Genomic DNA, 24,872 nt, shown 5'->3' with positions numbered 1-24,872 from the left:
GGGTCCGGCAGCCTCGGCCCCTCTGGCGGGATGGACACATCCGGCGCAGCCGAGTCGTCCGGCGCAGCCCGCAGCTCTGACCCGTCGGCCGGGTTCGGTGGCTCCGGCGAGTCCGGCGCATCCGACCTCGATCGCCCCCATCGGCGCGGCCCCGCCATGGACTACTACGCCGGCACCGGCACCGAGATGGGCCAGGGCGCGATCTCCGCGGCCAGGGCCACGCTGGCGCAGATGCAGTCCGTCGACTCCGGTTACACCTACGCCAACCTCGGCATCACGCCGATGATCGGCAAGAACGACGACGGCTCCACCTTCACCCTGGCGGATGCCCAGACCGTGGAGAACTTCGCCGCGCAGAACAGTGTCGGCCGACTCGCGTTCTGGGCGATCACCCGCGACCAGGCGTGCGGCGGAAGCGCCAACTCCCTTCCCACGTGCAGTCAGATCAGCCAGAACAGCCTCGCGTTCACCGACGCGTTCGTGCCCTACGAGGGCAGCTCGGGAGGCGGAGGCACCGGCACCGACTTCTCGCTGGCGCTGTCGCCGGGCTCGGCCTCGGTCGTGCAGGGCGGTTCGGCGACCGCGGCCGTCTCCACCGCCGTCACCTCCGGCAGCGCCGAGTCCGTCGGCCTCGCCGCCTCCGGCGCACCGTCCGGCCTCAGCGTCTCCTTCAGCCCCAACTCCGTTAACTCCGGCGGCAGTTCGACCTTGACGGCGACGGTCGGTTCGTCGGTCGCCGCCGGTACCTACCCGATCACCGTCACCGGCACCGCCGCGAGCGGCAGCCACAGCACGACGTACACCCTCACGGTCACCACCACTGGCGGCGGAGGCGGCGGGGGCGCACTGACCAACGCGGGCTTCGAGACCGGCAGTTCGAGCCCCTGGACCTGCACGGGCGGCAGCGCGGTGGTCTCCACCCCGGTGCACAGCGGCAGCCACAGCCTCCAGGTCACCCCGAGCGCCGGCGGCACCGGCGAGTGCGACCAGAACGTCACCCTGTCCCCCAACACCGCCTACACGCTGACCGCCTGGGTGCAGGGACCGTACGCCTACATCGGAGTGACCGGTGGCGCCTCCGCCAACACCTGGTCGAACAGCGCGAGTTGGAACCAGCTCAAGGTGAGCTTCACCACCGGCGGCAGCGGAGCGGTCACCGTCTACGTCCATGGCTGGTACGGCCAGTCCAACGTCGTCGCCGACGACTTCACCCTCGGCTGAGGTCACGGACCACGGACCGCGCACACCGGAGGCAGCGCGGAAAGATCCGGCGCAATCGGTCACAGCACAGCCCCGGAACGCAAGAAACCCCACACGAAGTGGGGTCTCAACCGGTAATCGAAACCGGTACTGGTGTCCGAGGGGGGACTTGAACCCCCACGCCCGTTAAAGGGCACTAGCACCTCAAGCTAGCGCGTCTGCCATTCCGCCACCCGGACCAGGTGTCTGCCGCCTGGCCGGGGGTGTTCCCCGCGGCGACATGGACAACAATACCAAGCTTTCGGAGTGCCTTTCACCTGCATATCCGCCCCCACGGAGCGCCGGATTGCGGCGTTTACTCCCGCTCCGCGAGCAGCAGCGTCCGCAGCGCCCGTACGAGTGACGCCGCCGTTTCCTCGTCCAGCGGGGCGAGGAAACGGCGCTCCGCCGCACGGCGGGCCTTCTCGCCCTGGCGCAGGCAGTCCCGGCCCGCCGCCGTCAGGTCGACGATGTTCTTCCGGCGGTCCTGCGGACTGCGGCGCCGCTCCACCAGCCCGTGGTCCTCCAGGCCGTCGATCAGCGACACCATCGTGGTGCGGTCGACCCCCAGCCGCCCGGCCGCCTCGACCTGCGACAAGGGCTCGCCCGCCGAGAGCACCACCAGGACGGCCAACTCGTGACCGTCCACGCCCTGCGGCGCCAACGCCTCGGCCGAGGCCCTGGCCAGTCCGGCCTGAGCGTGCTTGAGGAGATAGCCGAGCCGGGACTCCAGGGGCACGGGCTGCTGATCGTCGACCATCCGTCGACTGTATCCCCACTGAATCCCCGATCTGATCGTCAGCGTATCTGATGATTTACTAGACTGACGGTCATGACAGCCACCGTAGACATGCCCACTGTTCGTTTCGGGATCAAGACCACCCCCATGCATGTGTCGTACGAGGACATCCGGCGGGTCTGGCTGGAAGCGGACGCCGTGCCGGAGATCACGGACGCCTGGCTGTGGGACCACCTGCTGCCGGTCGCCGGACCGAAGGACGGACAGATACACGAGGGCTGGACACTGCTCGGCGCACTCGCCGCGCAGACGGAGCGGCTGCGGCTCGGCCTCCTCGTCACCAGCAATCGCGTCCGCCCGCCGGCCCTGCTCGGCAAGATGGCGGCCACGGTGGACGTGATCTCCGGCGGACGCCTCGTCCTCGGGCTGGGGGTCGGCGGCACGCATCAGCCGCCGGGAGCCGGGGGCGGCGAGGGCGCGAATCCGGCGATCGCCGAATACCAGGCGTACGGCCTCACCCTCGTCCCGCCGGGCGAGGGCCTCGCCCGGCTCGCGGAGACCGTCGAGATCCTCCGGCGCATGTGGACGCGGAACGTCTTCGACTTCGAGGGCCGGCACTACCGGCTGCTCGGCACACGCTGCGAGCCCAAGCCGGTGCAGCGGCCCGGTCCCCCGCTGCTCATCGGCGGCTGGGGCACCCGGCTGCTGCGGCTGGTCGCCGAGCACGCCGACATCTGGAACGTTCCAGGGCCGCCGCACAACACCGTCGAGTACGTCGCCGAGCGCGCCCGCGTCCTTGACGCGCACTGCGGCGACCTGGGACGCGCTCCGGGCACGATCACTCGATCGGTGCAGGTCCTGGTGTCGTACGACCATCCGGCGGCGACTCGCGAGACGGTCCGCCGACTCGTCGACGCCGGGATGAACCACATCGTGCTGAGTCTGCCGCGCCCGTATCCGCAGGGCGTGGCCCGCTGGCTCGCCGACGAGATCATCGCCGGGCGGTACTGGACGAATCCGAGCACCGCCCGGCCACCGGTCACGGCATGAGCTGGTACTCCGGGAAGTTGCCCGGCAGCCGCTCCCCCACCGGCCCGTGCGTCACCGCGCGGACGAGGAGTTCGCCACCGACGAAGGCACCGCGCCAGGACGCGCCGAACCCGCCGAACAGTTCGTCGCGGTCGCCGCGGGAGCGTGGCGCGCCGTGGCCGACCTTGAACGCGCGGATCTGCGGTGCCAGCCGATCATAGGTCGCGCGGTCGTCGGTGGAGAGGGTGGCGACCAGCGCGCCGTTGGACGCGTTCATCGCCGCCAGCAGCTCCGCCTCCGTGTCGACCAGGACGATGGTGTCGACCGGGCCGAACGGTTCCGCGTGGTGCAGCGGGGACGACGGCGGCGGGTTGAGGAGCGTGACGGGGCGGACGTACGCCGAAGTGTCCTGCCCGGGAAGGAAGTTGTCCTCGGACAGCTTGCCGCGATGCAGCGGTACGGCGCCCCGGTCGATCGCCTCGGCCACCTGGTCATGAAGTTCCTTGGCCTTGGCCGCGTTGATCACCGGGCCGAAGTCCAGTACGGGGTAGGGGTCTTGGGCTTGCTGGACCGCAAGAGGGTGGCCGACGCGGAGAGTTCGGACCGCGGGGAGGTAGGCGGCGAGGAAATCGTCGAACAGCTCGCGCTGGACGACGAAGCGCGGGTACGCCGTGCAGCGCTGTTTGCCGTAGTCGAAGAGTTTGGGGACGACCGCGGTGAGCGCGTCCCAGTCCGTGTGGTTCCAGATGCCCCAGGTGTTGAGTCCTTCCTGCTCCAGGATGTGGCGCTTGCCGAGGTCCGCCACGGCCGTGGCCACGGCCGCTCCGGTGTCGCGGCCCCCGACGAAGGAGACGCAGCCGATCTCGGGGGCGCGGACCAGCGCCTCCGACAGTTCGCTGCCGCTGCCGCTGACGAGGGTGACGGGAATTCCCTCGCGCGCGGCGAGCGCCGCGGCCAGGGTGAGGCAGGCGACACCGCCGTCGGTCGGGGTCTTGGCGATGACCGCGTTGCCCGCCAACGCCTGGACCAGCAGGGCGTGGACGAGCACGCTCATCGGGTAGTTCCAGCTCGCGATGTTGGACACCGGGCCGTCCAGCGGGGTGCGGCGGGCGAGCATCGGCTCGATGCCGTCGACGTACCAGCGGACGCCGTCGATGGACCGGTCCACGTCCGCCTGCGCGAGCCGCCAGGGCTTGCCGATCTCCCAGACCAGCAGCAGCGCGAGGAGTTCGCGGTGTTCGGTGAGGGCGTCCAGCGTGGCGGCGACACGGGCCCGCCGTTCGTGGAGCGGGACGTGACGCCAGGCGCGGTGCTGGTCGAGGGAGGCGCGTACGGCCTGGTGGGCTGTGGACCGGTCCAGGCGGGGCGGACCGGCGATGGGGCTGCCGTCGACGGGGGTGGTGGCGGGCAGGGCCCGGCCGTCCCGCTGCCAGGCGGCGTTCCAGAGGTTGAGGACGCGGTCGTCCTGGAACGCCTCGGGCGCGACGGCGAGACAACGCCGCCACGCGTCATTCCAGGACGTGCCCGCTTTGAGGGTTGATGCCATGCTTCTGCTCCGCTCTCGGTGCACAGTCGGGGCGGGGTGAGGCAGGAACTGTCGTACGGATGGGGCTAGTTGCAGACGGACCTAGTTGCGCTCCAGTCGGTCCAGCACCAGCCGGGCGGTCTCCGTCGGCGTCCGTCCGACCCCGACTCCTACGGCCTCCAGCGCCTCCCGCTTCGCCGCCGCCGTGCCGGAGGAGCCGGACACGATGGCGCCCGCGTGGCCCATCGTTCGGCCCTCGGGTGCGGTGAAGCCGGCGATGTAGCCGACGACGGGTTTGCTGACGTGGTCGCGGATGTACGCGGCTGCCCGTTCCTCCGCGTCGCCGCCGATCTCCCCGATGAGGACGACGAGTTCGGTGTCGGGGTCGTCCTGGAACGCGGCGAGGCAGTCGATGTGGCTCGTCCCGACGACGGGGTCCCCGCCGATGCCGACGCAGGTGGAGAAGCCGATGTCCCGTAGTTCGTACATGAGTTGATAGGTGAGCGTGCCCGACTTGGACACCAGACCGATGCGGCCCGGCTTGGTGATGTCGGCGGGGATGATGCCCGCGTTCGCCTGGCCGGGGGTGATCAGGCCGGGGCAGTTGGGGCCGATGATCCGGGTGCCCTTCGAGCGCGCGTGGGCGGTGAAGGCGACCGAGTCGTGGACGGGGATGCCTTCGGTGATGACGACCGCGAGGCCGATGCCCGCGTCGGCGGCCTCGATCACGGCCGTCTTGGCGAAGGCGGGCGGCACGAACACGACGGTGACATCGGCTCCCGTCGACCGCATACCGTCGGCGACCGACCCGAAGACGGGGACGGCACGGTCGTCGAAGTCGACGGTGCGGCCGGCCTTGCGCGGGTTGACGCCGCCGACGATGTCCGTGCCGGCCGCGAGCATCCGGCGGGTGTGCCGCATGCCCTCGCCGCCGGTCATGCCCTGGACGAGGACCTTGCTCTCCTTGGTGAGGTAGATCGCCATGTCCCGGCTCCTTAGCGTGCGTCGGCGAGGTCGGCGGCGCGGCGGGCGGCGCCGTCCATGGTGGTGGCCTGCTGAACCAGCGGATGCGCGTACCCGTCGAGGACGGCCCGGCCGCGGGCCGCGTTGTTGCCGTCGAGGCGGACGACCAGCGGTTTGGTCAACTCCACTGATTCCAGGGCCCGTACGATGCCGTCGGCCACCGCGTCGCACGCGGTGATCCCGCCGAAGACGTTGACGAACACCGACTTCACGGCCGGGTCGGAGAGGATGACGGACAGCCCGTCGGCCATGATCTGGGCGGATGCCCCGCCGCCGATGTCGAGGAAGTTGGCGGGGCGGGCGCCGCAGCCGGCGACCACGTCGAGCGTCGACATGACCAGGCCTGCGCCGTTGCCGATGATGCCGACCTCGCCGTCGAGCTTGACGTAGTTGAGCCCCTTCGCGGCGGCCGCGGCCTCCAGCGGATCGTCGTGCGCCACCCCCTCCGAGCCCCAACGGGCCTGTCGGAAGCGGGCGTTGTCGTCAAGGGTGACCTTGCCGTCGAGGGCGATGATCTGTCCCTGCCGGGTGCGCACCAGCGGGTTGACCTCGACGAGGACGGCATCCTCGCGGACCAGTACCTCCCACAGCCTTACGAGGACGTCGACGGCCTGCGGCGGCAGTCCGGCCGCCTCGGCGATCTCGCCCGCCTTCGCCGAGGTGACACCCACGGCCGGGTCGATGTGTATACGGGCGACCGCATCCGGTCGACGGGCGGCGATCTCCTCGATCTCCGTACCGCCCTCGGCGGACGCGATCGCGAGGAAGCGGCCCGCCGCGCGGTCGAGGACGTAGGAGACGTAGTACTCGCTCTCGATGTCGACGGGTTGGGCCACCATCACGGTGCCGACCGCGTGGCCCTTGATGTCCATGCCGAGGATCTGGCGTGCGGTCAGCTCGGCGGCGGCCGGGTCCGCGGCGAACTTCACTCCCCCCGCCTTACCGCGCCCGCCAGTCTTGACCTGCGCCTTCACCACTGCCCGTCCGCCCAGTCTGCGGGCGATCTCGCGTGCCTCCTTGGACGAGGCGGTGACCTCGGCCCGGGGCACCAAGATGCCGTGTTCCTCGAAGAGTTCCCTTGCCTGGTGCTCGTACAGGTCCATCTCGGCTCCTGTTCCTGAAAGTGCCGCACGCCCCCTGGACACCACCCACCGGATGCGGGATAACAAGTTTCATACAGTATTCGTCGACTGTATGCAATGTACCGCGAGAGCATTCCCACCCCCTACGAAGGGACAGGACTCCGCCATGCCCGACGACACCCAGGACGTGATTTCCGGTGGTCATCTCGTCGCCAAAGCCCTGAAGGCCGAGGGGGTCGACCGCATCTACACCCTGTGCGGCGGCCACATCATCGACATCTACGACGGCTGCGTCGACGAGGGCATAGAAGTCGTCGACGTACGCCACGAGCAGGTGGCAGCCCACGCGGCGGACGGTTACGCACGTATCACCGGCAGGCCCGGGTGCGCGGTCGTCACCGCGGGTCCCGGTACGACCGACGCCGTCACCGGTGTCGCCAACGCCTTCCGCGCGGAGTCTCCGATGCTGCTGATCGGCGGCCAAGGGGCCCTCACCCAGCACAAGATGGGGTCCCTCCAGGACCTGCCGCACGTCGACATGATGACGCCGATCACCAAGTTCGCGGCGACCGTCCCGGACACGGCACGCGCCGCCGACATGGTGTCGATGGCGTTCCGCGAGTGCTACCACGGCGCCCCCGGCCCCTCCTTCCTGGAGATTCCGCGCGATGTCCTCGACGCCAAGGTGCCGGTGAGCAAGGCACGGGTGCCGCAACCCGGCGCCTACCGCGCCTCGACCCGCTCGGCCGGCGACCCCGAGGCGATCGAGAAGCTCGCCGACCTGCTCGTGCACGCCGAGAAGCCGGCGATCCTGTTGGGCAGCCAGGTGTGGACAACTCGCGGTACCGAGGCGGCCATTGACCTCGTCCGCACCCTCAACATCCCCGCCTACATGAACGGCGCGGGACGCGGCACCCTCCCGCCCGGCGACCCGCACCACTTCCAGCTCTCGCGCCGGTACGCCTTCTCCCACGCCGACGTCATCGTCATCGTCGGCACGCCCTTCGACTTCCGCATGGGCTACGGCAAGCGACTCTCCCCCGACGCGACCGTCGTGCAGATCGACCTCGACTACCGCACCGTCGGCAAGAACCGCGACATCGACCTCGGCATCGTCGGGGACGCGGGACTCGTCCTGAAGTCGGTCACCGAGGCCGCTTCCGGACGCCTCAACGGCGGTGCGTCCAGGCGCAAGGAGTGGCTCGACGAGCTGCGCGCCGTCGAACAGGCCGCGATCGAGAAGCGGTTGCCGAGTCTGCGGTCGGACGCCGCGCCGATCCACCCGTACCGCCTGGTCGGCGAGATCAACGAGTTCCTCACCGAGGACTCGATCTACATCGGCGACGGCGGCGACATCGTCACCTTCTCCGGGCAGGTCGTACAGCCCAAGTCGCCGGGCCACTGGATGGATCCGGGCCCGCTGGGCACCCTCGGCGTCGGCATCCCCTTCGTCCTCGCGGCGAAGCAGGCGCGGCCGGACAAGGAGGTCGTCGCGCTGTTCGGCGACGGCGCGTTCTCCCTCACCGGCTGGGACTTCGAGACCCTCGTCCGCTACGACCTCCCCTTCGTAGGCATCGTCGGCAACAACTCCTCGATGAACCAGATCCGTTACGGCCAGGCCGCCAAGTACGGCACGGAGCGTGAGCGGGTCGGCAACACCCTCGGCGACGTCCACTACGACAAGTTCGCCCAGATGCTGGGCGGTTACGGCGAGGAGGTCCGCGATCCCGCCGACATCGGCCCGGCGCTGCGACGCGCCCGCGAGTCGGGCAAGCCGTCGCTGATCAACGTCTGGGTCGACCCGGACGCGTACGCCCCCGGAACCATGAACCAGACGATGTACAAGTGAGGTGAACGGCCATGACCGCCAGGGCACTTGAAGGCATCCGCGTCCTCGACATGACGCACGTCCAGTCCGGCCCCTCCGCCACCCAGCTCCTCGCCTGGCTCGGCGCCGACGTCGTCAAGCTGGAGGCGCCGACCGGCGACATCACACGCAAGCAGCTGCGCGACCTCCCGGACGTCGACTCCCTCTACTTCACGATGCTCAACTGCAACAAGCGCAGCATCACCCTCAACACCAAGACCGAGCGCGGCAAGGAGATCCTGACCGAGCTGATCCGGCGCTCCGACGTCATGGTCGAGAACTTCGGGCCGGGCGCGGTCGACCGTATGGGGTTCACCTGGGATCGCGTACAGGAGATCAATCCCCGCATCGTGTATGCGTCCATCAAGGGCTTCGGCGACGGCCCGTACACCAACTTCAAGGCGTACGAGGTCGTCGCGCAGGCGATGGGCGGGTCGATGTCGACCACCGGCTTCGAGGACGGGCCGCCGCTGGCCACGGGCGCTCAGATCGGCGACTCGGGCACAGGGGTGCATACAGTAGCCGGGATACTGGCGGCACTCTTCCAGCGGGAGAGCACCGGCCGCGGCCAGCGGGTCAACGTGGCCATGCAGCACGCCGTGCTGAACCTGTGCCGGGTGAAGCTGCGCGACCAGCAGCGCCTGGCGCACGGGCCGCTCGCCGAGTACCCGAACGACGATTTCGGCGACGAGGTGCCCCGCTCGGGCAACGCGTCCGGCGGCGGCCAGCCCGGCTGGGCGGTCAAGTGCGCGCCGGGCGGCCCCAACGACTACGTCTACGTCATCGTGCAGCCCGTCGGCTGGCGCCCGCTCACCGAGCTGATCGGCCGGCCCGAGCTGGCCGAGGACCCCGAGTGGGCGACGCCGGAGGCTCGGCTCCCGCAGCTCGCCAAGATGTTCCAGCTGATCGAGGAGTGGTCGTCCACCCTGCCCAAGTGGGAGGTGCTGGAGAAGCTCAACGCCCACAACATCCCGTGCGGACCGATCCTGTCGACCAGGGAGATCATCGAGGACGAGTCCCTGGTCGCCAACGAGATGGTCGTGACGGTGCCGCACCCCGAGCGCGGCGAGTTCGTCACCGTCGGCAGCCCGCTGAAACTCTCCGACTCCCCCGTGGACGTGACCAGTTCACCGCTGCTCGGCGAGCACAACGAAGAGGTCTACATCGGCGAACTCGGTCTCGGCGACGAAGAGTTGCGCCTCCTCAAGTCGAGCGGGGTGATCTGACGTGATGACAGAGGACCGGGTCCTGAGGGTGCGCGCACTGCTCGACTCCGTGCGGACCGAGGGGCGGTTCGCGCTGACCGCGCCCGAGGGCAAGGTGATCGCCGACGCGTACGGGATCGCCGTACCGGGCGAGGAGTTGGCGACGGACGTCGACGAGGCCGTGGCGTACGCGGCACGGTTCGGCGGGCCCGTGGTGATGAAGATCGTCTCCCCCCACATCCTGCACAAGACCGACGCGGGCGGCGTGATCGTCGGGGTGGAGGGCGCGGCGGATGTACGGGCCGCGTTCCACAAGATCGTCGACAACGCCCGGGCGTACGACGCCGAGGCCCGCATCGACGGCGTCCAGGTACAGGAGTTGCTGCCGCGGGGGCAGGAGGTCATCGTCGGCGCGGTCACCGACCCGACGTTCGGGAAGGTGGTCGCGTTCGGGCTCGGCGGCGTGTTGGTCGAGGTACTGAAGGACGTGACGTTCCGGCTCGCGCCGGTCAGCCCCGACGAGGCGTTGTCGATGCTGGACTCGATCCGGGCGGCGGAGATCCTGCGCGGGGTGCGCGGCGCACCGGCCGTCGACCGGTGGGCGATCGCGGAGCAGATCCGCCGGGTGTCCCAACTGGTCGCGGACTTTCCGGAGATCGCCGAGGTGGACCTCAACCCGGTGATCGCGACTCCGGACGGCGCGGTCGCGGCCGACATCCGCGTCATCCTCGCCGAGTCGCGGCCGGTACCCCGTCGACGGTATACACGCGACGAGATCCTGAGGACCATGCGCCGCCTGATGGAGCCGACCTCGGTCGCCGTGATCGGCGCGTCCAACGAGCAGGGCAAGATCGGCAATTCGGTGATGCGCAACCTCGTCGACGGCGGCTTCGCCGGCGAGATCCACCCGGTGAACCCCCGGGCCGATGACATCCTCGGCCGCAAGGCGTACAAGAGTGTCACGGACGTTCCCGGTGAGGTGGATGTGGCCGTCTTCGCCATTCCCGCCAAGTTCGTGGCAGGGGCGCTGGAGGAGGTGGGTCGCAAGAACATCCCCAACGCCGTCCTCATCCCCTCCGGGTTCGCGGAGACCGGCGAGGTCCAACTCCAGGAGGAGATAGTCGAGATCGCCGAGCGTCACGGCGTCCGTCTCCTCGGACCGAACATCTACGGCTACTACTCGACCTGGCAGGACCTGTGCGCCACGTTCTGCACGCCGTACGACGTGAAGGGCGGGGTGGCGCTGACCTCACAGTCCGGTGGCATCGGCATGGCCATCCTGGGGTTCGCGCGGACCACGAAGACGGGGGTGTCGGCGATCGTCGGGCTCGGCAACAAGTCGGACCTGGACGAGGACGACCTGCTGACCTGGTTCGGCGAGGACCCGCACACCGAGTGCATCGCGATGCACCTGGAGGATCTCAAGGACGGGCGCGCGTTCGTCGAGGCGGCCCGAAAGACCGTGCCCCGTAAGCCGGTTGTGGTGCTGAAGGCGGGCCGTACGGCGGCGGGCGCGAAGGCCGCCGGTTCGCACACGGGCGCGCTGGCCGGCGACGACGCCGTGTACGAGGACATCCTCAAGCAGGCCGGGGTCATCCGCGCCCCCGGGCTCAACGACATGCTGGAGTACGCGCGTGGACTGCCGGTGCTGCCAACTCCCCGAGGCGACAACATAGTTATCATCACCGGCGCGGGCGGCAGTGGCGTGCTGCTCTCCGACGCGGTGACCGACAACGGTCTTTCCCTGATGGAGATTCCGCCGGATCTCGACGCGTCCTTCAGGGAGTTCATCCCGCCCTTCGGGGCCGCGGGCAACCCGGTCGACATCACCGGGGGCGAGCCGCCGTCGACGTACGAGGCGACGATCCGGCTCGGTCTGGAGGATCCGCGCATCCACGCGCTGGTCCTCGGCTACTGGCACACGACCGTCACTCCCCCGATGGTCTTCGCGGAGCTCACCGCGCGCGTGGTCGCCGAGTTCAAGCAACGCGGCATCGAGAAGCCGGTGGTGGCGTCGCTCGCGGGTGACGTGGAGGTCGAGGAGGCCTGCCAGTACCTGTACGAGCGCGGGGTCGTGGCGTACCCGTACACGACCGAGAAGCCGGTGGCGGTGCTGGGCGCGAAGTACCGATGGGCGCGCGCGGCAGGGCTGTTGGGCGGTGGTTCATGACGTGAGCCGACGCGGGGCCGGCCGACAGTGCGGTCGGTCGGCCCCGGGGACCCGTGCGCACACGAAAGGCATTGGACAGGGGGCGCTGGCCAGAACTTTCGACGCAAGGGGCACTGAGCGATGGCAACAACGGACTACCAAACGTCTGTCCCCTACTGGGAGGTGACGGACCGTCACGGCCGTGTGTACCGCATCGGTGAATCCGATGTCGACATCATGGGCCGGACGCGCAAGTGGATGGTCGTCCTGCCCTGGGTGGGCATGATGGGCATCAGCTCCGCCGAGTACGCGTTCACGTCGGCGGAGGACACGCTCCACGACGCGCATCTGTGGAGCAGTGGGCACATCTTCTGGCTGATGGGCGTCTGGGTGTTCTTCCAGGCGGCCGTGGCCTTCCCCGCCGGGCAGTTGCGCGAGAGCGGCAGACTGCCCGCCCGTACGGCCATGTTGCTCGGCGCGCTCGGCACACTGCTGGGCTATCTGGCGCTGGCGTTCGCGCCGAACGTGTTCGTCGCGCACCTGGGATTCGGTATGTGCAGCGGTATCGGCGCCGGTCTTGTGTATGCGACCTGCGTGAACATGGTCGGCAAGTGGTATCCGGAGCGCAAGGGCGGCAAGACGGGCTTCGTGAACGGCGGATTCGCCTACGGGTCCGTGCCGTTCGTGTTCCTGTTCACCTCGGTGCTGGACCTGGGCAACTACAAGGTCCTGTTCAGTCTGGTCGGTGTCGGACTGTGTCTGGTGGTGGCCTCGGCGGGCTGGTTCTTCCGTGATCCGCCGAAGAACTGGTGGCCCGCGCACGTCGATCCGCTGAAGGCGGCCCAAGACCCCAGAATCCGGCGGGCGTTGGAGAAGAACCCGCCGGCGGTCAAGCAGTACACACCCAAGGAGGCCGCCCGTACCCCCGTGCTCTGGATGATGTGGTTCTGTCTGCTGTGCACGGCCGGCATCAACATCTTCGGCATCGCCTTCCAGGTGCCGTTCGGCAAGGACATGGGCTTCGCCGGCGGGATCGTGGCCACGGCGATGTCCCTGAAGGCGATCGTGAACGGCACCGGGCGCGGGGTCATCGGCTGGATCTCCGACCGCTACGGCCGCCGCCACACGCTGATCATCGTGTGTCTCGTGCTCGGCACCGCGCAGTTCGGGGTGCTGGTCTCGGGCCAGATGGGCAGCATGCCGTTCTTCCTGTTCTGCTCCATGGTCTCGGGTTTCGGCGGCGGGGCGATCTTCCCGCTGTTCGCGGCCATGACGGCCGACTACTTCGGTGAGAACAACAACGCCAGCAACTACGGGATGGTCTACAGCTCGAAGCTGATCTCGGGGCTCGTCGGCTCGGGTCTGGGCGCGGTCGTCGTCGGTGAGTGGGACTACCACGGCGCGTTCGTCCTGGCCGGTTCGGTGGGCCTGGCCTCCGCGGTGCTGGCGCTCTTCCTCAAGGCTCCGGGCAGGCCCAGTGCCCGGCGTATCGCCCCCAACCCGCACCCGCTCGGCGAGGAGATGGCGTGACATGACCGCAGATCCCATCACCACGAACGAATCCGGCGCCGCGAACCGTCCCTACCGTGAAGTGACCGACGCCAACGGCCGCGTCTACCGCGTCGGCGAGACCGACCGCGACATCCTCGGCCACTCGCGCAAGATCATGATCTATCTGCCGTGGATCGCCATGATGGCGATCAGTGTCTTCGAGTACGCGTACGGCTCCGCGGAGGACACGCTGTCCAGCGCGCACGGCTGGACGCACAGCAACACCTTCTGGATCCTGAGCATTTGGGTCTTCTTCCAGGCCGGCATCGCCTTCCCGGCGGGCTGGATGCGGGAGAGGGGCATCCTGTCGGCCCGCAAGGCGATGTACATCGGCTCGGTGCTCTGCGTGATCGGTTTCCTCGCGCTGTCCCACCTGGACGACGTGTGGCTGGCGATCGTCGGCTTCGGCGTTATCGGCGGTGTCGGCGCCGGTCTGGTCTACGCGACCTGCATCAACATGGTCGGCAAGTGGTTCCCCGAACGGCGGGGCGCCCGCACCGGGTTCGTCAACGGCGGCTTCGCGTACGGCTCGCTGCCGTTCATCTTCATCTTCAACTACGCCTTCGACACCGGGAATTACCACCGGGTGCTGGATCTGATCGGCTGTTACATCCTGATCGTGGTGTTCGGGTGCGCGTTCTTCTTCAAGGACCCGCCGAAGAACTGGTGGCCCGCGGACATCGACCCGCTGACCTACGGCGGCAACGACAAGAGCGCGACGAGCCTCGCCAAGAACCCGCCCGCCGTACGGCAGTTCACCCCGAAGGAGGCCATCCGCACCGGCATGCTGCCGCTGATGTGGCTGTCGATCGTGCTGACCGCCGGGGTGTCGATCTTCGGGATCTCCTTCCAGGTCGACTTCGCCAAGGACGTGGGCTTCGGCCCGCTGGTGGCGGCCTCGTCGATGGGCGTCATGGCCGTCATCAACGGCGTCGGCCGCGCGGTGGTGGGCTGGCTGTCCGACCTGTGGGGCCGCAAACTCACCCTGGTCTTCGTCATCCTGGTGCTGGGCCTCGCCCAGTTCGGGGTGATCTTCGCCGGGCATCTGCGCAGCGAGTGGCTGTTCCTGTTCTTCGCCTTCCTCTCCGGCTTCGGCGGCGGCGCCTTCTACCCGATGTTCGCCGCCCTGACCCCGGACTACTTCGGCGAGAACTTCAACGCCACCAACTACGGCCTGGTGTACAGCGGAAAGCTGATCAGCGGCCTGTTCGGCGGCGGCCTCGGCTCGATGGTGGTGGCGGCCTGGGGCTACAACGGCGCGTACGCACTGGCCGGCGGTGTCTCGATGGTGGCGGCGGCGATCGCGTTGCTGCTGCGCCAACCGGGGCGCGGGGACAGGGAGTTGTCCCCCGTTCCTCAACCACAGCCCGCGACCTGACAGTTCGCCCCACGGCACCGGGGCGGACATCCCTGGACCTACCCGATGGCCCTCCCCGACGCGGGAGGGCCATCGCCCGGCTCAGGACTTCTCGCGCTCGTGGTACGACCGCCTGGTGTGCTCGGTGTGTTCACGCATCAGCAGGCCGGCGCGCAGTTCGTCGCGGGCCGCGATCGCGTCGATCAGGTGCCGGTGCTCGATCCAGGACGACAGGCCGCGCTGACGGGCCACCGGCGTGTAGTACCAGCGGACCCGGCGGTCGACCTGTGCGGCGAGTTCGGCGAGGACGGCGTTGCCGGCCAGCTCCATGACCTTCGCGTGGAAGCGGGCGTTCATCGCGACGGCGGCGTCCACGTCGTCGGCGTCGACGGCGCGCTCACCCTCGGCGCACAGCTCCTCCAGGACCGCGATCCCGGCGCTGCCCGCGGTGGCGGCGGCGAGCCGGGCGGCCTCGGCCTCCAACAGCGTGCGTACGGTGAGGAGTTGGTCGGCCTCCTCCTCCGTCGGCTCGTGCACGAACGCGCCCTGGGCGGGCCGCAGATCGACCCAGCCCTCGGTGTTGAGCCGCTGCAAGGCCTCCCGCACCGGCTGCCGGGACACTCCGAGGTGCCCGGCCAGTTCGCTCTCGACGAGATGCTGACCGGGCCGCAGCGCGCGCGTGGTGATGAGTTCGAGCAGCGCCTCGTAGACACGGTCGCGCAGCGGGCCCGGGCGTTCGAGCTTGGGCACCGCCCCCTGCGGCAGTCCTGCGGACAACATCGCGGTCCCCTCCTGGGCAGCACCGGCATTTTGCACACAGCGGACAGTAGACAGTAGTCAGTGGCCGTACGACCAAGTATCGATTGTCTTTCGTCTACAGTCTACGGCGCACAGTGGCCAGGGGGTGCGGGAGTCGGCCTCGTCACATCCGACGGCGCGGCCGAGGGTGTGCGCAGGTCACGGGCACCGGACGACCTGGCCGGCGTAGGAGAGGTTCCCGCCGAAGCCGAACAGCAGGACCGGGTCGCCGGTGCGGACGGCGCCCTGTTCGACGAGTTTCGAGAAGGCGAGGGGGATGCTGGCGGCCGAGGTGTTGCCCGATTGGATGACGTCGCGGGCGACGACCGCGTTGACGGCGCCGATCTTCTCGGCGAGGGGCTCGATGATGCGCAGGTTCGCCTGGTGGAGGACGACACCGGCCAGGTCGGCGGGGGTGAGACCGGCCTTCTCGCAGGCCTTGCGGGCGATGGGCGGGAGCTGGGTGGTGGCCCAGCGGTAGACGCTCTGGCCCTCCTGCGCGAACCGCGGGGGCGTGCCTTCGATCCGTACCGCGTGCCCCATCTCGGGCACGGAGCCCCACAGCACCGGTCCGATGCCGGGTTCGTCGGCGGCCTCGACGACGGCGGCCCCCGCTCCGTCGCCGACGAGGACACAGGTCGTACGGTCGCTCCAGTCGGTGACCTCGGACATCTTGTCGGCGCCGATGACCAGGGCGCGTACGGCCGCTCCCGCGCGGACGGCGTGGTCGGCGGTGGCCAGGGCGTGGGTGAAGCCGGCGCACACGACGTTGATGTCCATGGCGGCGGGCGACGGGATGCCGAGGCGGGCGGCGACGCGGGCGGCCATGTTCGGGGAGCGGTCGATGGCCGTGGAGGTGGCGACGAGGACCAGGTCGATGTCCCCGGGCGTCAGGCCCGCGGCGGCGAGGGCCTTGGCGGCGGCGTGCGCGGCCAGCTCGTCGACGGGTTCGTCGGGTCCGGCGATGTGGCGGGTCTTGATGCCGACCCGGGAGGTGATCCACTCGTGGCTGGTGTCGACCATGCCCGCCAGGTCCTCGTTGGTGAGTACCTTGGCGGGCTGGTAGTGGCCGACGGCGGCGATCCGCGTGCCGTTCATTGGGTGGTCCCCCTCGTTGCCTTGGGTAGCGGGATCAACCAGTCTTGCCAGTGACTCGCGGGTACGGCGGCAGGTGATGCCACAGGAAACAGCCGTCCGGGTTGTCGGCTTCCGTCATCCGTCCTGCGGTCGACGGTATGCACCGAACATTCAGCCGGTGAACAGCTGCTTCGCCTTGAGGATCAGTTCGTACAGGCCGTACACCAGTGGCGCGCCCACCCAGAGCCAGGCGAACGCGATCAGTGGCCGTCGGTCAGGCGGACTCTGACTGCTGTCGTTCGACATCGGAGGCCTCCCTCTGGGCGGGGATGTGGTGGCGGGCGTCGACGGGCCGGACGAGTTCGTTGGCGACGAACCCGATGACGAGCAGCCCGATCATGATGAGGAAGGAGGTGTCGTAGAGGGAGGCGCCGTGTTTGCCGGCGTCCTTCTGGTGGTCGGCGATCCAGTTCACGATCAGCGGGCCGAGGACACCGGCCAGGGACCAGGCGGTGAGCAGCCGGCCGTGGATCGCGCCGACCTGGTAGGTCCCGAAGAGGTCCTTCAGGTAGGCGGGCACGGTCGCGAATCCGCCGCCGTAGAAGGAGAGGATCACCAGGGCGCACAGGATGAACAGCGGTTTCGAGGAGTCGCCGAACAGCGCGATGAGCGCGTACATGACCGCGCCGACGCCGAGGTAGACGCGGTAGATGTTCTTGCGGCCGATCAGGTCGGAGGTCGACGACCAGCCGATACGGCCCGCCATGTTGGCCGCGGAGAGCAGCGCGACGAAGCCGGCGGCGGCCGACACCGTGACCGGTGTGGAGGTGTCGGCGAAGAAGTCCGTGATCATCGGGGCGGCCTTCTCCAGGATGCCGATACCCGCGGTCACGTTCATGCACAGGACGACCCAGAGGCACCAGAACTGCGGTGTGCGTACGGCGCTGTTGGCGGAGACCTGCACGCCGGACAGGACGCCGGTCGTGCTCGGCGTGTGGGTCGCGTCCTTGAGGTCCTCGGTGCGTGGCACCCGGACGAGCAGCACGCCGAGTGTCATGAATACCGCATACGAAAGACCGAGTACGAGGAACGATTGCGCGATGCCGGTGTTGTCGGAGCCGAAGGACTTCAGCATCTGGGCCGTCCACGGGGAGGCGATGAGCGCGCCGCCGCCGAAGCCCATGATGGCGATGCCGGTGGCCATGCCGGGCCGGTCCGGGAACCACTTGATCAGGGTCGAGACCGGTGAGATGTAGCCGATGCCGAGGCCGATCCCGCCGACGAAGCCGTAGCCGAGGACGATCAGCCAGAACTGCTTCGTCTCCGCTCCGAGCGCGGAGATCAGGAACCCGGAGGAGAAGCAGACGAGGGCGACGGTCATCGCCCAGCGCGGGCCGTTGCGTTCGACGAGGGTGCCGCCGAACGCGGCCGACAGGCCGAGCATGACGATCGCGAGCTGGAAGGGCAGCGCGCTCTGCGTGCCGCTGAGGTTCAGTGAGGATTCGAGCGGCGGCTTGAAGACGCTCCAGGCGTAGGCCTGGCCGATGGAGAGGTGCACCGAGAGGGCGGCGGGCGGAACCAGCCAACGGCTCCACGCCGGGGGTGCGACTGGGGGACTCATGATCCCGGACGGTAGGGAGTGGCAAGGGAGTTGAGAAGGCGGCGCGTCGACCGTATGCGATGAGCGGTATGCAGAGTGCGCCGAACGGTCGGCGCGGGGTTCCGGCGCCGGTGCCCCGCCGCCCTCCGCTGTTTCGTGGCGGGTGAGCCGGGCCGGGCTCGGTGTCGGTGACCAAGTGCCGTACGGGAAAGGCGTGTTGGCGGAAACAGGCCCGGATCCCGCGGCTTCAGACGGATCCGGGCGCGCTGACGCCGACCGTTCCCGGCGGCGCCGTGCCGCCCCCGCCGGAGGTGTGGGTCCAACTGGCCAGGATGTCAAGGGCTTCGGCGGAGGGTGAGGCGGGTTCGGGGGTGAGGACGGTGAGGTTCTGGTCGGGGTCGCCCTCGACGGCCAGGACGACATAGTCGAGGGTGAGGTCGCCGACCAGCGGGTGGTGGAGGCGTTTGGTGCCGGTGGTGTGGGCGAGGACGTCGTGGTCGGCCCACATACGGCGGAAGACCTCGCTGTGCACGGACAACTCCCCGATCAGTTCGGTGAGTTGAGGATCGTCGGGATGGCGTCCGGCGTACAGGTGCAGGGTGGCCACGCAGTCACCTGCGGCCGTCTCCCAGTAGTCGGCGTACAGGGCGCGGGCGGCCTCGTCGAGGAAGACGTAGCGGGCGAAGTTGCGCTCGCGGTGGGGCCGGTCCTGGAAGTCGGTGAAGAGGGCGTATCCGAGCCGGTTGGCGGCCAGGACGTCCATGCGTCGCCCCAGGACGATCGCGGGAGCGGCGAGTGAGTCCAGCGCCCGGTACACGACCGGGCGCACCCGCTGTGGGCTGAGCGGTCGGCCGCGGCGGGAGCGGGCCGTGGTGGGCTGGGCCAGGTCGAAGAGGTGGGCGCGTTCGGTCTCGTCGAGCCGCAGGGCGCGAGCGACGGCCTCCAGTACGGCGTCGGAGACGCCCTGGGTCCGGCCGCGTTCCAGGCGGACGTAGTAGTCGACGCTCACGCCGGCGAGCTGGGCGACCTCCTCGCGGCGCAGCCCCGGGACCCGGCGGACGCCCGGGTGCGGGGCGAGTCCGGCCTGCTCGGGGGTGACGCGGGCCCGGCGGGTGCGCAGGAACTCGCGGATCTCGGTGCTGCGGTCCATGAATCCACCGTACGGCCGACCCGACCCCTGGGCCGCGCGGAAAGGGGTACTGCCGGACCCCCGGTGGAGGGGTGCCCGTTATGGCGGCCCGGACGGGGTCGGCGGGTGGTTGCCTGAATTACGGGCCCACCGCACCGCATGTCCAGCCCACCGCACCGCATGTCCAGCCCACCGCACCGCATGTCCAGCCCAGAGAAATCGCTTGTCCAGCTCAGAGAACAGGACACCCCCCATGAGTTCCCCGACCGCATCGAAACTGACCGGCACCGTCGCGCTCGTCACCGGCGCGAGCAGCGGTATCGGCGCCGCCACCGCCCGCCGACTGGCCGAGCACGGCGCGTCCGTCACCCTCGTGGCCCGCCGCAAGGACCGGCTGGACGAGCTCGCCGCCGAGATCGAGAAGGCGGGCGGCACCGCGCTGGCGGTGGGAGCCGACATCACCGACCGCGCCCAGGCCGAGGCCGCCGTCCAGCGGTCCGTCGAGCGCTTCGGACGACTGGACACCCTCGTCAACAACGCCGGCCTGATGCTCCTGGGCCCGGTCGTCGGCGCGGATGCCGAGGAGTGGGACCGGATGATCGCCGTCAACATCCGGGGCCTGCTCCACACCACCCACGCCGCCCTCCCGCATCTGATCGAGGCGGCCGACGAGGGTCCGCGACGGGTCGCCGACATCGTCAACATCAGCTCGATCGCCGGCCGCGTGGCGTGGAACGGGTACGGCGTCTACAACCTCACCAAGTTCGGCGTGAACGGGTTCACCGAGTCCCTGCGCCAGGAGGTCACACGGCGGCACGTCCGCGTCGGCGTCCTCGAACCGGGCGGTGTGGACACCGAGTTGGGCTCGCACAACGACCACAAGCCCGCGGTCCGCGAAGCGATCGGCGCCTTCTACGAGCAGACCGAGGTCCTCGCCCCCGACGACATCGCCGACGGTGTCGCCTACATGGTCACCCGGCCCCGCCACGCCTCCGTCGGCGAGCTGTGGATCATGCCCACCGACCAGGCCTGACCCCTCCCCCTCACCCTCACCCCGACCCGGTCACCCGCCGGGACACCACACGGCATCGCCGCACATCACCGGGTGCTTGATCACGGCACCTGAAAGGAACCCGTCATGAGCAAGGTCATTCTCGTCACCGGCGCCGGACGCGGTCTGGGCACGGACATCGTCCGCGAGGCCCTCGCCGCCGGTCACCAGGTCGTCGCCACCGGCCGCCGCCCCGATCAGGTCGAGCAGGCGCTGGGCGGACCTCAGGACAATCTGCTGGTCACCAAGCTGGACGTCACCAGCCCGGAGGACGCCGAGGCCGCCGCGCAGGCCGCCGTCGACCGCTTCGGCCGCATCGACGTCCTCGTCAACAACGCCGGCAACTTCTTCGCCGGATACTTCGAAGAGATCACTCCCGACCAGATGCGCCAGCAGTTCGAGACCAACCTCTTCGGCCCGATGAACGTCACCCGCGCGGTGCTGCCCGTCCTGCGCAGGCAGCGTGCCGGGCACGTCATCACGCTCTCCTCCTCCGCCGGCCTGATCGGCCAGGAGTTCTGCGTCGCGTACGCCGCCTCCAAGTTCGGCGTGGAGGGCTGGATGGAGTCGCTGCGCTACGACGTCGAGCCCTACGGCATCCACACCACGGTCGTGGAACCCGGCTTCTTCCGCACCGAACTCCTCGTGGACGCCTCCACCACCTGGCCCGAGCCGACCATCGACGACTACGCCGAGCGCACCGCGGCCACCGTCGCGGCCTGGAAGAGCATGAACGGCCAGCAGACCGGCGACCCCACCAAGCTCGCCCGCGCCCTGCTGGCCATCGCCGACCAGGAGAAGCCGCTGCTGCGCTTCGTCGCCGGGGCCGACGCCATCGAGGGCGTCGAGGCGAAGGCCAGGGAACTCCTCGCCCAGGCCCAGGAATCCCGCCACCTCGGCAGCGACCTGGCGTACGACGACACCGACGGCTGAACACCGCCCACGCAAGAGACGCAGAAGACACAGAAGACACAGGAGGCCCAGGAGACACACATCTGGCGGGCCTCGCCCGCCCGATGGCCGCTGAGCGTCAGTTACACCTGTATGCAGTCTCCGCTCAGATATGCAGTCTCTGCTCAGACCCTTGCCGACCCATCTTCCATACTGTAGACAATATTTCGTCGACACTGTTCGGCAGCCGCATGTGGGATCCGCATATGGCATCCACGCTCGGCAACCCTCTCGCAGCCACCTCCGCGGTACTCCCTCGACCGAACGGAGAGTCTCCGGTGAAAGTCGCAGTTCTCGGCGCCGGTGCGATCGGCGCCTATGTCGGTGCCTCGCTCCACCGTGCGGGCGCCGATGTGCATCTCGTCGCCCGTGGACCGCATCTCGCGGCCATGAGGCAGCACGGCGTCCACGTACTCAGCCCGCGCGGCGACTTCACCGCCCGCGCCCATGCCACCGACGACCCGGCCGAGATCGGCCCGGTCGACTTCGTCCTCCTCGGTCTGAAGGCCAACTCGTACGCGGCGTGCGGGCCGTTGATCGAGCCCCTGCTGCACGACACCACGGCGGTCGTGGCCGCCCAGAACGGCATCCCCTGGTGGTACTTCCACGCGCACGGCGGCCCCTACGACGGGCAGCGCATCGAGAGTGTGGATCCGGACGGCGCCGTCAGTGCGGTGCTCGCGCCCGAACGGGCCGTCGGCTGTGTCGTCTACGCGGCAACCGAGCTGGCGGGACCGGGAGTTGTCCGCCATCTCGAAGGCACCCGGTTCTCGATCGGGGAGCCCGACCGGAGCGTCTCGACACGGTGTCTTGCGCTGAGCGAGGCCATGCGGGCGGGCGGCTTGAAGTGCCCGGTGGAGCCGGATCTGCGCAATGACATCTGGCTCAAGCTGCTCGGCAACATCTCCTTCAACCCGATCAGCGCGCTGGCCCGCGCGACGATGCGGCAGATGTGTCTGCACGGCGGCACCCGCAAGGTCATCGAGATCATGATGACCGAGACGCTGTCCGTCGCCGAGGCCCTGGGCTGCGAGGTCGGTGTCTCCATCGAGCGTCGGCTCGCGGGCGCGGAACGTGTCGGCGACCACCGCACCTCGACCCTCCAGGATCTGGAGCGCGGCAAGCCGCTCGAACTCGACGTACTCCTCGCGGCGGTGGTCGAGTTGGCGGAGATCACCGGCGTGGACGTGCCCACCCTGCGCACCGTGCACGCCATCTCCGACCTGCTCGCGCTGAGAAGTGCTGCGTGAGGGGTGCCGCATGAGAGATGCGGCATGAGGAGTGCCGCATGAGGAGTGCCGTGCGAGTCGCCGTACGAACAGACGCGGGCGGGCCGCCGGCTCACTCCGCACGTGCAGGACAATGAAGACGTGAGGGGCACCTCCGCAGCAAGGGCCGTTTCGGCTGCCAGTACGTACAGAACCGGGGCTGATCAGGACATGGGACGAGTCACGGAACGACGCAAGGTGATCCGGATCCGGGACGGCGCGGTCTCCAGCCGACCGGACACGCTCGTCGCCGAGGAACCCCTGGAGATCCGGCTCAACGGCAAGCCGCTCGCGATCACCATGCGCACGCCCGGCGACGACTTCGCGCTCGCGGCCGGGTTCCTGGTCAGCGAGGGTGTACTGGCGAACGCATACGATCTGCAGAACATCGTGTACTGCGCGGGGGCGACAGTGGACGGTTCGAACTCGTACAACGTGGTGGACGTACGGACCTCCCCGGACGTGGTGATGCCGGACATCACGTTGGAGCGGAACGTGTATACGACGTCCTCGTGCGGTCTGTGCGGCAAGGCGAGCCTGGACGCGGTCCGTACGACGGCACGCTGGCCCATCGCCGACACTCCCCGGGTCCGTGTCGAACCCGCGCTCCTCGCGAGCCTCCCCGACCGGCTGCGCGCGGCCCAGCGGGTCTTCGACCGGACCGGGGGTCTGCACGCGGCGGCCCTGTTCAGCGAGGAGGGCGAGCTGCTGGACATACGGGAGGACGTGGGCCGGCACAACGCGGTCGACAAGCTGGTCGGCCGGGCCCTGCAGAACGGTGACCTGCCGCTGTCCCGGGTGATCCTGCTGGTGTCGGGCCGGGCCTCCTTCGAGCTGGCGCAGAAGGCCGTGATGGCGGGCATCCCGCTGCTGGCGGCGGTGTCGGCGCCCTCGTCGCTGGCCGTGGACCTCGCGGCGGAGACGGGTCTGACCCTGGTGGGCTTCCTGCGGGGCAGCAACATGAACGTGTACGCGGGCGAGGACCGTGTCGCCCTGCGGGCCGCGGCCGCCCAGGGCTGAGCGCCCGTCCCGCGTCACGGCGGCGGGGCCCCGGCCGGCGGGGAGCGCCCCCTGCGCCGCAGGGGCCCCGCCTCAGTCGTGCGACCCCGCGAAGACCGTCCCCTGCCTGAGCCCGGCGGGCCCTGCGATCCGGTGCACGGGCCTCGGCCTTGAACGCCCTGCGAAACCGTGCCTGCGCCTCAGTGCTGAGCGCCCTGCAAGACCCATGCCCCCACGTCAGTCGTGCTGACCCCGGCAAGACTCGCGCCTCAGAGCCGCTCTGCGAGCCCCGCGAAGACCGCTCCCCGACCCATCTGCGCGCGCCCCAACGAGGATCGCGCCCCACCTCACCCCCGCTCCCCCTGCGCAGTCCCCACGAACGCCGCGATCAAAGGTGACCGCCGAGCCGCCTCCCAGGCCAGGATCACCTCGTCGGGTTCGGCGTCGGGGACGGGGACGTAGGTGATGTCGGGGCGGGAGTACTGCTCGGCGACGGAGACGGGGACGAGGGTGATGCCCGCGCCGGAGGCCACCGCCTCGAACTTCTCCTCGATGCTGCGGATCGGTACGTCGTCCGGGCCGGGGTCGGCGTACCGCAGCCAGGTCTCGCCGGCGAGGTCGGCCAGCGCGAGGTCCTGCTTGCCGGCGAGGCGGTGGTCGGCGGGCAGCATCGCCACCCGGGCCTCGGTGAACAGGGGCAGCAGCGTGAGGCCCTGCTCGCGGATCGGGCGGCGCAGATAGGCGAGGTCGACGGTGCCGTCGAGGATGAGTTGCTCCTGGTCGTCCCATTCGACCCGGCGGGCCTTGACCTCGATGCCGGGGTGGGCGGCGCCGTAGGCACGCAGGGTGTGGGTGATCACGACGCCCGCGCGGAAGCCGACGACGAGGCGGTGCGGGCCGCGCGCGGACCGTTGCACCCGGCGGCGCGTGGCGTTCGCCGAGGCGAGCAACGCGTGCCCGTCGTCAAGGAGTTGGTGACCGGCCGGGGTCAACGTCACGCCGTGGCTGTCGCGTTCGAAGAGTGTGGCGTCCAAGTCCTTTTCCAGGGCCCGGATCTGACGGCTCAACACCGGCTGCGCGATGTGCAGTTGTTCGGCCGCGCGACCGAAGTGCAGCAGTTCGGCCACCGCCACGAAGTAGCGGACCTTCCGCAGGTCGAGGTCCATAACCGTCACCCTTCCGTCCCGCCGTCGGCGATGCCTTCAGGGTATCGCCATCGCCGAAAGAGGTCTT

The 24,872-nt window shown here is 69.5% G+C and carries 21 protein-coding genes and 1 tRNA gene; 11 read left to right on the top strand and 11 right to left on the bottom strand.

What is annotated here, in order from left to right; translation table 11 throughout:
- Positions 1–30: 30 nt before the first annotated feature.
- Entirely contained in the window at positions 31–1,221 is a 1,191-nt protein-coding gene (locus tag ACIRRY_RS01585; protein ID WP_403966553.1) for a carbohydrate binding domain-containing protein, read from the top strand.
- 130 nt (positions 1,222–1,351) lie between these two features.
- Here ACIRRY_RS01585 and ACIRRY_RS01580 read toward each other — a convergent pair.
- A tRNA-Leu gene (locus tag ACIRRY_RS01580) sits at positions 1,352–1,439 on the bottom strand.
- Between the two features lie 116 nt (positions 1,440–1,555).
- Positions 1,556–1,999 (bottom strand): MarR family winged helix-turn-helix transcriptional regulator, encoded by a 444-nt coding sequence (locus ACIRRY_RS01575; RefSeq protein WP_403966550.1) that lies wholly within the window; start codon positions 1,997–1,999, stop codon positions 1,556–1,558.
- A gap of 72 nt (positions 2,000–2,071) precedes the next feature.
- On the opposite strand from ACIRRY_RS01575, the gene ACIRRY_RS01570 reads away from it, so the two are divergent.
- Complete coding sequence (locus ACIRRY_RS01570; RefSeq protein WP_403966547.1) at positions 2,072–3,028, top strand: LLM class flavin-dependent oxidoreductase; 957 nt, start codon at positions 2,072–2,074, stop codon at positions 3,026–3,028.
- On the opposite strand, the gene ACIRRY_RS01565 is transcribed toward ACIRRY_RS01570, so the two are convergent.
- From ACIRRY_RS01565 to sucC, 3 genes are all read right to left on the bottom strand, one after another.
- Positions 3,018–4,553: an aldehyde dehydrogenase family protein gene (locus ACIRRY_RS01565; RefSeq protein ID WP_403966544.1), complete on the bottom strand. Its 1,536-nt coding sequence runs from the start codon at positions 4,551–4,553 to the stop codon at positions 3,018–3,020. The two genes, ACIRRY_RS01570 and ACIRRY_RS01565, sit on opposite strands and share 11 nt — an antisense overlap.
- 81 nt (positions 4,554–4,634) lie before the next feature.
- Positions 4,635–5,516 carry a succinate--CoA ligase subunit alpha gene (gene sucD, locus ACIRRY_RS01560; protein WP_403966541.1) on the bottom strand — a complete coding sequence of 294 codons (882 nt, stop codon included), beginning with the start codon at positions 5,514–5,516 and terminating at the stop codon, positions 4,635–4,637.
- Between the two features lie 11 nt (positions 5,517–5,527).
- Positions 5,528–6,658 carry an ADP-forming succinate--CoA ligase subunit beta gene (gene sucC / locus ACIRRY_RS01555; RefSeq protein WP_403966538.1) on the bottom strand — a complete coding sequence of 377 codons (1,131 nt, stop codon included), beginning with the start codon at positions 6,656–6,658 and terminating at the stop codon, positions 5,528–5,530.
- A 145-nt stretch (positions 6,659–6,803) separates the two neighbouring features.
- Between sucC and ACIRRY_RS01550 the strand changes: the two genes are divergently transcribed.
- The 5 genes from ACIRRY_RS01550 to ACIRRY_RS01530 all read left to right on the top strand — a co-directional run bounded on the left by ACIRRY_RS01550 (position 6,804) and on the right by ACIRRY_RS01530 (position 14,787).
- Positions 6,804–8,486 (top strand): thiamine pyrophosphate-binding protein, encoded by a 1,683-nt coding sequence (locus ACIRRY_RS01550; protein WP_403966536.1) that lies wholly within the window; start codon positions 6,804–6,806, stop codon positions 8,484–8,486.
- An 11-nt stretch (positions 8,487–8,497) separates the two neighbouring features.
- Positions 8,498–9,730, top strand: a complete 1,233-nt coding sequence (frc, locus tag ACIRRY_RS01545) for a formyl-CoA transferase (RefSeq protein WP_403966533.1) — start codon at positions 8,498–8,500, stop codon at positions 9,728–9,730.
- A 4-nt stretch (positions 9,731–9,734) separates the two neighbouring features.
- Positions 9,735–11,879, top strand: coding sequence for an acetate--CoA ligase family protein (locus tag ACIRRY_RS01540; protein ID WP_403966530.1), 2,145 nt, complete (start codon positions 9,735–9,737; stop codon positions 11,877–11,879).
- A gap of 120 nt (positions 11,880–11,999) precedes the next feature.
- The gene (locus ACIRRY_RS01535) at positions 12,000–13,388 is read left to right on the top strand and encodes an OFA family MFS transporter (protein WP_403966527.1); all 1,389 of its coding nucleotides are present in this window, start codon (positions 12,000–12,002) and stop codon (positions 13,386–13,388) included.
- Position 13,389: 1 nt separating this feature from the next.
- Positions 13,390–14,787: an OFA family MFS transporter gene (locus ACIRRY_RS01530; protein ID WP_403966524.1), complete on the top strand. Its 1,398-nt coding sequence runs from the start codon at positions 13,390–13,392 to the stop codon at positions 14,785–14,787.
- Positions 14,788–14,868: 81 nt separating this feature from the next.
- On the opposite strand, the gene ACIRRY_RS01525 is transcribed toward ACIRRY_RS01530, so the two are convergent.
- The 5 genes from ACIRRY_RS01525 to ACIRRY_RS01505 all read right to left on the bottom strand — a co-directional run bounded on the left by ACIRRY_RS01525 (position 14,869) and on the right by ACIRRY_RS01505 (position 19,391).
- Positions 14,869–15,546, bottom strand: a complete 678-nt coding sequence (locus ACIRRY_RS01525; protein WP_403966521.1) for a GntR family transcriptional regulator — start codon at positions 15,544–15,546, stop codon at positions 14,869–14,871.
- A 177-nt stretch (positions 15,547–15,723) separates the two neighbouring features.
- Complete coding sequence (locus ACIRRY_RS01520; RefSeq protein ID WP_200683279.1) at positions 15,724–16,662, bottom strand: beta-ketoacyl-ACP synthase III; 939 nt, start codon at positions 16,660–16,662, stop codon at positions 15,724–15,726.
- A gap of 150 nt (positions 16,663–16,812) precedes the next feature.
- On the bottom strand, positions 16,813–16,947 hold the full coding sequence (locus ACIRRY_RS01515; RefSeq protein WP_019073074.1) for a hypothetical protein: 135 nt from the start codon (positions 16,945–16,947) through the stop codon (positions 16,813–16,815).
- On the bottom strand, positions 16,916–18,262 hold the full coding sequence (locus tag ACIRRY_RS01510) for an OFA family MFS transporter (protein WP_403966516.1): 1,347 nt from the start codon (positions 18,260–18,262) through the stop codon (positions 16,916–16,918). Before ACIRRY_RS01510 ends, ACIRRY_RS01515 begins: the two co-directional genes overlap by 32 nt.
- Positions 18,263–18,488: 226 nt before the next feature.
- Positions 18,489–19,391 carry a helix-turn-helix transcriptional regulator gene (locus ACIRRY_RS01505; RefSeq protein WP_403966513.1) on the bottom strand — a complete coding sequence of 301 codons (903 nt, stop codon included), beginning with the start codon at positions 19,389–19,391 and terminating at the stop codon, positions 18,489–18,491.
- A gap of 232 nt (positions 19,392–19,623) precedes the next feature.
- On the opposite strand from ACIRRY_RS01505, the gene ACIRRY_RS01500 reads away from it, so the two are divergent.
- The 4 genes from ACIRRY_RS01500 to fdhD all read left to right on the top strand — a co-directional run bounded on the left by ACIRRY_RS01500 (position 19,624) and on the right by fdhD (position 23,660).
- On the top strand, positions 19,624–20,403 hold the full coding sequence (locus ACIRRY_RS01500; RefSeq protein ID WP_403966510.1) for an SDR family NAD(P)-dependent oxidoreductase: 780 nt from the start codon (positions 19,624–19,626) through the stop codon (positions 20,401–20,403).
- Positions 20,404–20,508: 105 nt separating this feature from the next.
- On the top strand, positions 20,509–21,354 hold the full coding sequence (locus ACIRRY_RS01495; RefSeq protein WP_403966507.1) for an SDR family oxidoreductase: 846 nt from the start codon (positions 20,509–20,511) through the stop codon (positions 21,352–21,354).
- Positions 21,355–21,650: 296 nt separating this feature from the next.
- Positions 21,651–22,622: a 2-dehydropantoate 2-reductase gene (locus ACIRRY_RS01490; RefSeq protein ID WP_403966504.1), complete on the top strand. Its 972-nt coding sequence runs from the start codon at positions 21,651–21,653 to the stop codon at positions 22,620–22,622.
- A 189-nt stretch (positions 22,623–22,811) separates the two neighbouring features.
- Entirely contained in the window at positions 22,812–23,660 is an 849-nt protein-coding gene (gene fdhD, locus ACIRRY_RS01485) for a formate dehydrogenase accessory sulfurtransferase FdhD (protein ID WP_403966501.1), read from the top strand.
- A 326-nt stretch (positions 23,661–23,986) separates the two neighbouring features.
- Here the strand turns inward: fdhD and ACIRRY_RS01480 are convergent, their stop codons facing one another.
- The gene (locus ACIRRY_RS01480) at positions 23,987–24,805 is read right to left on the bottom strand and encodes a LysR family transcriptional regulator (RefSeq protein ID WP_403966498.1); all 819 of its coding nucleotides are present in this window, start codon (positions 24,803–24,805) and stop codon (positions 23,987–23,989) included.
- Positions 24,806–24,872 lie beyond the last annotated feature (67 nt).

It is taken from the genome of Streptomyces sp. NPDC101776 (assembly GCF_044766845.1).
In the GTDB taxonomy this organism is placed as follows: domain Bacteria; phylum Actinomycetota; class Actinomycetes; order Streptomycetales; family Streptomycetaceae; genus Streptomyces.
This window is presented reverse-complemented; position numbering and strand designations above follow the sequence as displayed.

Excerpts from the sequence above, each read along its gene's own strand:
- ACIRRY_RS01585 (WP_403966553.1), top strand. The coding sequence starts at position 31 with ATGGACACATCCGGCGCAGCCGAGTCGTCCGGCGCAGCCCGCAGCTCT.
- ACIRRY_RS01575 (WP_403966550.1), bottom strand. The coding sequence starts at position 1,999 with ATGGTCGACGATCAGCAGCCCGTGCCCCTGGAGTCCCGGCTCGGCTAT.
- ACIRRY_RS01570 (WP_403966547.1), top strand. The coding sequence starts at position 2,072 with ATGACAGCCACCGTAGACATGCCCACTGTTCGTTTCGGGATCAAGACC.
- ACIRRY_RS01565 (WP_403966544.1), bottom strand. The coding sequence starts at position 4,553 with ATGGCATCAACCCTCAAAGCGGGCACGTCCTGGAATGACGCGTGGCGG.
- sucD (WP_403966541.1), bottom strand. The coding sequence starts at position 5,516 with ATGGCGATCTACCTCACCAAGGAGAGCAAGGTCCTCGTCCAGGGCATG.
- sucC (WP_403966538.1), bottom strand. The coding sequence starts at position 6,658 with ATGGACCTGTACGAGCACCAGGCAAGGGAACTCTTCGAGGAACACGGC.
- ACIRRY_RS01550 (WP_403966536.1), top strand. The coding sequence starts at position 6,804 with ATGCCCGACGACACCCAGGACGTGATTTCCGGTGGTCATCTCGTCGCC.
- frc (WP_403966533.1), top strand. The coding sequence starts at position 8,498 with ATGACCGCCAGGGCACTTGAAGGCATCCGCGTCCTCGACATGACGCAC.
- ACIRRY_RS01540 (WP_403966530.1), top strand. The coding sequence starts at position 9,735 with ATGACAGAGGACCGGGTCCTGAGGGTGCGCGCACTGCTCGACTCCGTG.
- ACIRRY_RS01535 (WP_403966527.1), top strand. The coding sequence starts at position 12,000 with ATGGCAACAACGGACTACCAAACGTCTGTCCCCTACTGGGAGGTGACG.
- ACIRRY_RS01530 (WP_403966524.1), top strand. The coding sequence starts at position 13,390 with ATGACCGCAGATCCCATCACCACGAACGAATCCGGCGCCGCGAACCGT.
- ACIRRY_RS01525 (WP_403966521.1), bottom strand. The coding sequence starts at position 15,546 with ATGTTGTCCGCAGGACTGCCGCAGGGGGCGGTGCCCAAGCTCGAACGC.
- ACIRRY_RS01520 (WP_200683279.1), bottom strand. The coding sequence starts at position 16,662 with ATGAACGGCACGCGGATCGCCGCCGTCGGCCACTACCAGCCCGCCAAG.
- ACIRRY_RS01515 (WP_019073074.1), bottom strand. The coding sequence starts at position 16,947 with ATGTCGAACGACAGCAGTCAGAGTCCGCCTGACCGACGGCCACTGATC.
- ACIRRY_RS01510 (WP_403966516.1), bottom strand. The coding sequence starts at position 18,262 with ATGAGTCCCCCAGTCGCACCCCCGGCGTGGAGCCGTTGGCTGGTTCCG.
- ACIRRY_RS01505 (WP_403966513.1), bottom strand. The coding sequence starts at position 19,391 with ATGGACCGCAGCACCGAGATCCGCGAGTTCCTGCGCACCCGCCGGGCC.
- ACIRRY_RS01500 (WP_403966510.1), top strand. The coding sequence starts at position 19,624 with ATGAGTTCCCCGACCGCATCGAAACTGACCGGCACCGTCGCGCTCGTC.
- ACIRRY_RS01495 (WP_403966507.1), top strand. The coding sequence starts at position 20,509 with ATGAGCAAGGTCATTCTCGTCACCGGCGCCGGACGCGGTCTGGGCACG.
- fdhD (WP_403966501.1), top strand. The coding sequence starts at position 22,812 with ATGGGACGAGTCACGGAACGACGCAAGGTGATCCGGATCCGGGACGGC.
- ACIRRY_RS01480 (WP_403966498.1), bottom strand. The coding sequence starts at position 24,805 with ATGGACCTCGACCTGCGGAAGGTCCGCTACTTCGTGGCGGTGGCCGAA.